Genomic DNA, 5,694 nt, shown 5'->3' on the forward strand with positions numbered 1-5,694 from the left:
TCAACAAGTACTTCATGGGCTACGTCCTCGCGGCGGCGCTGCAGGGATCGGTCGACTTCTCCTTCATCGGACTCCAGCTCCTGCAGCACATCGTCCTCTACTTCTCGCCGACACCCGGCGCTTCGGGCGTCGCCGAGGCTTCGACGGGGCTGATGATGAACCGGGTGCTGCTCGCCGAGGTCACGGTGCTGTGGGTCGTGGGCTGGCGGCTGCTCACGACGTTCTTCGGGACGGTGCTGGGGGCGTTCGTGCTGTTCGCCGAGGCGCGGCGACATGTCGCCGACGTCCGGGCCGAGGAGAAGGGGGCGGCCTGAAACTCTGTCTCGGGGGGGCCGAGTTCTGGAAACACCTCGAACGCGACATCCGCGGGGCGCGCGACTACGTCTACATACAGACGCTCTCCTTCGAGGGCGACGCGGCCGGGCTCGGCCTGACGGAAGCCCTGCTGGCCTGCGAGGCGCCGCGGAAGCGCATCGTCGCCGACGCCGTGACGAAGTACCTGATCAACGACCGGTTCATCGGTCTGCCGCGCGCGCGGCGCGACCCGGTACTGCAGCGCGAGGTCGCGGCCACGGGCGAGATGTGCGACCGGCTGGAGCGCGGCGGGGTGCCCGTCCGGTTCACGTGGCCCGTGGGATGGCGGTTTCACCGGCTCATCGCCCGCAACCACAAGAAGCTGGTCGCGATCGACGACCGGATCGCGTACCTGGGCGGGATCAACTTCAGCGAGCACAACTTCGCCTGGCACGATTTCATGGTCCGGATCGAGAGCCCGGGGATCGCGGCATTCCTGCGCCGGGACTTCGAGCACACGTGGCGGGGGCACGACCGGGCGGCCGCCGCGGAGATCGACGGCGACGAGATCGTGGTCGGCGAGGGCCGCGGCAACGCCGGGTTGCGCGACGCCGTCTCGCGCGCGCTCGACCGGGCGACCGACCGGATCGTCGTCCAGTGCCCGTACATCAGCGAGCCGTTCTGGAGCGCCCTCGGCCGGGCACACCGCCGCGGCGTGCACGTCACGGTGTTGATGCCGGAGGATCACAACCGGGCCGTCATGAAGTGGGGCACGCTCGATGCTTCGCGGCGCGAAGGCTTCGAGGTCCTCATGCTGCCCGGCCCCATGACACACGCGAAGGTGATGCGGATCGACGACACGGTCGTGCTCGGTTCGGCGAATTTCGATTACGTGAGCTTTCGCATGCAGCCGGAGATCGTCCTCGTCACGAGCGCGCCGGATCTCGTCCGCGAGGTCGGAGAGCGCATACTCGAGCCCGATCTCGCGCGCGGGGAGCCGGCGAAGGAGCGCCGCCAGCGCTGGCGCGAGCGCCTCGGCGGCATCTCGATGCGCCTGCTGGAGCTGCTCTCCCCCTCAATACGCGAGCGCCGCCCGAGCCCGATCCCCCTCGCGACCTGGCGCGACGGCCCCCGCAACACCGGACCCGGAGGAGGATGAGCCGATGACTTCGTGGTTTCGGCGGTACCTGCTGCCAGGGTTCGTGTTTCAATCCATCATCATCGCGGGCGGGTACGGGACGGGGCGCGAACTCGTGGAGTTCTTCCTCCGCTTCGGGCCGCTGGGCGGACTGCTGGGCATGCTCCTCCCGGCCACGATCCTCGTCAGCGTCACCGCCATGGCCTCGTTCGAGTTCGTGCGCGTCTTCGGGACGTACGACTACCGGACCTTCTTCCAGCGCCTGCTCGGGCGCGGCTGGTTCGTGTACGAAATCGGGTATCTCGCGGCCGTCCTCCTCATCCTGGCCGTGATCGGCTCCGCGGCGGGGACGTTCCTGCTCGAGACGTTCGGGCTGCCGTACGCGGCCGGCGTGGCCGGGCTCCTCGTCACCGTCGGCTTCCTCGTCTTCAAAGGGACGGACGCGATCGAGCGCTTCCTGTCGGGCTGGTCGTTCGTCCTCTACGGCGTCTACCTGGTGTTCTTCGCCTGGTCCATCGGCGCCTTCGGGGATGTGATCGGAGCGGCCTTCGCGTCGGGCGAAGCCCGGGAGGGCTGGGCGCTCTCCGGGTTCCGCTACGGAGTGCTCCAGGTGTCGCTCGTGCCGGCGATGCTGTTCGCGACGCGCCACATCCGGCGGCGGCGGGAAGCGCTGTGGGCCGGTGCCCTCACCGGGCCCATCGCGATCATCCCGGGCGTCCTCTTCCTCGTGGCGATGGCGGGGCAGTACCCGGGCATCGTGGACCGCCCGGTGCCCGCCAACCACCTCCTCGAACTGCTCGGGTCGCGGGGGTTCCAGATCGCCTTCCAGGTCGTCCTCTTCGGCACCCTCATCGAATCCGGGACCGGCGTGATCCACGCCTTCAACGAGCGGGTGGCGGGGGTGTTCGCGGCGCGCCGGACCCGCATGCCCCCGGCGCTGCGACCCGCCGTGGCGGTGCTGCTCCTGATCCTCGCCTCGCTCCTCTCGAGGTTCGGGATCATCGACCTCATCGCCACCGGCTACGGCGCCCTGAGCTGGGCATTCCTCTTCATCTTCGTGCTTCCGCTGCTCACGATCGGGATGTACAGACTCTACCGGGGCGAAACCGGGGGGCGCGCAGGATCCGCGTAGGGCGGAATCGAGTCGGCGTCACTATATTGAAGGGTTAGGCAGGAGAAGGTTCGAGGAGCCAGATCGCACCGCCGGTCGCGGAGGACGAGCGATGCCATGAAGAGACTCGCGATTGCGCTGTCCTGCATCGCGCTTTGGGGGCTGATTTCCACGCTTCCCGGCGGCTCGTCCCTCTCCGCGCCTCTCCCGGCCCAGGCCCGCGAATTCATCCCGGACACGATCCCGCAAACGATCGTGAACCAGGTCTGTACGAACTGCCACAACGACACCCGGGTGCTGGGGAACCTCTCGCTGGAGCGGTTCGAGGTGGAGCTGGCGCACCTCGAGGCGGAGACGGCGGAGAAGATGATCCGCAAGCTGCGAGCCGGGATGATGCCTCCGCCGGGGATCCGGCGTCCCCCGCCGGAAGACCTGCTCGAGCTGGCCGAGACGCTCGAAGCGCGGGTCGATGCCGCGGCGGCCGACCGCCCCGACCCCGGCCTCCGCTCGTTCCAGCGACTGAACCGGGCCGAGTACGAGCGTTCGATCCGGGCGCTCCTCGGGCTCGACATCGACGCCTCCGCCTACCTGCCGAACGAGACCATCAGCGCGGGCTTCGACAACATCGCGGACGTTCAGAACCTCTCCGCGACGCTGCTCGAGGGATACCTGACCGCGGCCAGCGAGATCAGCCGGCTTGCGCTCGGGGACCCGACCGTGACGCCGAGCGAGACGGAATACGAGGTGTCCCGATACGCCGAGCAGCGGCAGCACGTGCCGGGCACGCCGATCGGTACGCGCGGCGGGATCTCCGTCGTGCACAACTTCACCGCGGACGGGGACTACGTCTTCCGGCTCGCCTTCCAGCACGAGTCGACCGGCAACTTCTTCGGGCAGACGACGCCCTTCGACGAGCAGGTCGAACTCTCCGTGGACGGCGAGCGGCGGGCGCTCATCGACATCGACCGCTGGATGCACCGGCAGGACCCGAACGGCGTTCAGGTCGAGACGGAGCCGATTCGCGTCACGGCGGGGCCCCACCGCGTGTCCGCCGCCTTCATCAAGCGCTTCGACGGGCCGATCGAAGACCTGGTGTCGCCGCACGAGTGGAGTCTGGCGGACAAGAAGATCGGCTACTCCCACGGGATCACGGTCGTCGCCCACCTCCGCGACCTCACGATCCGGGGGCCGTTCGGCGTGTCGGGCGTGTCGGAGACGCCGATCCGGGCGCGCGTGCTGACGTGCCGGCCCGAAGCCGGGGATGAGGCTGCCGGGCGCCGCTGTGCGCGGGAGATCGTGGAGCGGCTCGCGGCGCAGGCCTACCGACGGCCGGTGGACGCGTCGGACATCGACCCGCTCCTCGCCCTGTACGATGCCGGGGCAGAGGATGGCGGCTTCGAAGCCGGCTTCGAGGTCGGCGTGCGGACGGCGCTCCAGGGGATCCTCGCGAGCCCGGATTTCATCTTCCGCTTCGAGGAACCGCCCGCCGGGGCCGGGACCGAGGGACCGTACCGCATCGCGCCGCTCGATATCGCTTCCCGGCTCGCCTTCTTCCTGTGGGGGATGCCGCCGGACGAGGCGCTCATCGAGGCGGCCCGGACGGGCGGGCTCGACGACGTGGCCGGCGTGGAGACCCAGGTCCGCCGCATGCTCGCGCACCCGAACGCCGAGGGGCTCGCGACGCGTTTCGCCGCGCAGTGGCTGCGGCTGCAGGATCTCGACAACGTTCACCCGGACGCGCTCCGCTTCCCCGACTTCTACGAGCAGCTCGCCCGCGACATGCGCCGCGAGACGGAGCTGCTGTTCGAGCACCTGGTGCGGGAGGACCGCAGCTTCTTCGAGTTGCTGACGGCGAACTACACCTTCGTCAACGAGCGGCTCGCGCGTCACTACGGGATCTCCGGCGTGGCCGGAACCCACTTCCGGAAGGTCGACTATCCCGACGACATCCGCCGCGGCGTGCTGGCGCACGGGAGCATCCTCACCTCGACCTCGCACGCGAACCGGACCTCACCCGTGCTGCGGGGCAAGTGGATCATGGAGGTCCTGTTCGGGACGCCGCCGCCCCCGCCGCCGCCGGACGTGCCGGACCTCGAGGCGATCGACGAGGCCGAGGAGGGCCGCTTCCTGACGGTGCGCGAGCGACTGGAGATGCACCGCGCGAGCCCCGCCTGCCGCTCGTGCCACCGCGTCATCGATCCGCTCGGCCTCGCACTCGAGAACTTCGACGTCACGGGCGCCCACCGGATCAACGACCAGGGGCGAACCGTCGATCCCAGCGGCGATCTGTACGACGGGACGCCGCTCTCCGGGCCGGCCGACCTGCGGACCGCCCTGCTCACGCGGCGCGAGTCGCTGGCGCGGTCCTTTACCGAGAGCCTCATGGCCTACGCGCTCGGACGCCGCGTCGAGTACTTCGACATGCCGACCGTGCGCCGGATTACGCGCCGGGCGGAGGCAGAGGACTATCGCATGTCCGCCTTCATCCTCGGAGTGGCGGAGAGTCCGGCCTTCCTCATGAGCCGGGGCGGCGCCATCGTCGAACAGGGGGACGAGGCCGGCAACTCAAGCACCGGGACCGACCGGGCAACCAACGGCGGAACCAACCAGGGGACGTGATCCAGATGGACATCATCACGGGAAAGCACATTCCGCGCCGCACCTTCCTCCGCGGAGTCGGGGCCACGGTGGCCCTTCCGATGCTGGACGCCATGGTCCCCGCCGGGCGGCTGTGGGGATCGATCCGTCCCGCGGATCCGACGCGGCTGATCGCGATCGAGATGGTACACGGCGCCGCGGGCTCGACCGCGTACGGCGCGTCGCGCGGCTACTGGTCGCCGCTGCAGACCGGCCGTGACTTCGACCTCAGCACCGGGGCGCTCGCCTCCCTCGAACCGTTCCGGGACCGGCTCACGATCATCAGCGACACCGATATCGAGGCGGCGGAGGCCCGGATCCCCAAGGAGATCGGCGGCGACCACTTCCGCTCCAGCGCGACCTTCCTGACCCAGTCCCACCCGCGGCAGACGGAAGGCTCGGACATCCGGGCCGGGACGTCGATGGACCAGATCTACGCCCAGCGCTTCGGGCAGGACACGCCGATCCCCTCCATGCAGCTCTGCATCGAGAACGTGGACCAGTCGGGGGGCTG

5 protein-coding genes are annotated in these 5,694 nt (G+C 69.6%); all 5 read left to right on the plus strand.

Going from position 1 to position 5,694, the window contains the following annotated elements; translation table 11 throughout:
• Nucleotides 1–314: hypothetical protein (locus tag OXN85_14320; GenBank protein ID MCY3601138.1), on the plus strand; the 314-nt coding region annotated here is incomplete at its 5' end.
• 47 nt (nucleotides 315–361) lie between these two features.
• Entirely contained in the window at nucleotides 362–1,453 is a 1,092-nt protein-coding gene (locus OXN85_14325) for a phosphatidylserine/phosphatidylglycerophosphate/cardiolipin synthase family protein (protein MCY3601139.1), read from the plus strand.
• Between the two features lie 4 nt (nucleotides 1,454–1,457).
• Complete coding sequence (locus OXN85_14330) at nucleotides 1,458–2,564, plus strand: hypothetical protein (GenBank protein ID MCY3601140.1); 1,107 nt, start codon at nucleotides 1,458–1,460, stop codon at nucleotides 2,562–2,564.
• A 96-nt stretch (nucleotides 2,565–2,660) separates the two neighbouring features.
• The gene (locus tag OXN85_14335; protein ID MCY3601141.1) at nucleotides 2,661–5,162 is read left to right on the plus strand and encodes a DUF1592 domain-containing protein; all 2,502 of its coding nucleotides are present in this window, start codon (nucleotides 2,661–2,663) and stop codon (nucleotides 5,160–5,162) included.
• 5 nt (nucleotides 5,163–5,167) lie between these two features.
• Nucleotides 5,168–5,694 (plus strand): DUF1552 domain-containing protein (locus tag OXN85_14340; protein MCY3601142.1); only part of this gene is annotated, 527 nt, incomplete at its 3' end.

Source organism: Candidatus Palauibacter australiensis, from assembly GCA_026705295.1.
GTDB lineage: Bacteria > Gemmatimonadota > Gemmatimonadetes > Palauibacterales > Palauibacteraceae > Palauibacter > Palauibacter australiensis.

Bases quoted from the DNA above. Each gene is read 5' to 3' on its own strand.
- OXN85_14330 (MCY3601140.1), top strand. From the start codon at position 1,458: ATGACTTCGTGGTTTCGGCGGTACCTGCTGCCAGGGTTCGTGTTTCAA.
- OXN85_14335 (MCY3601141.1), top strand. From the start codon at position 2,661: ATGAAGAGACTCGCGATTGCGCTGTCCTGCATCGCGCTTTGGGGGCTG.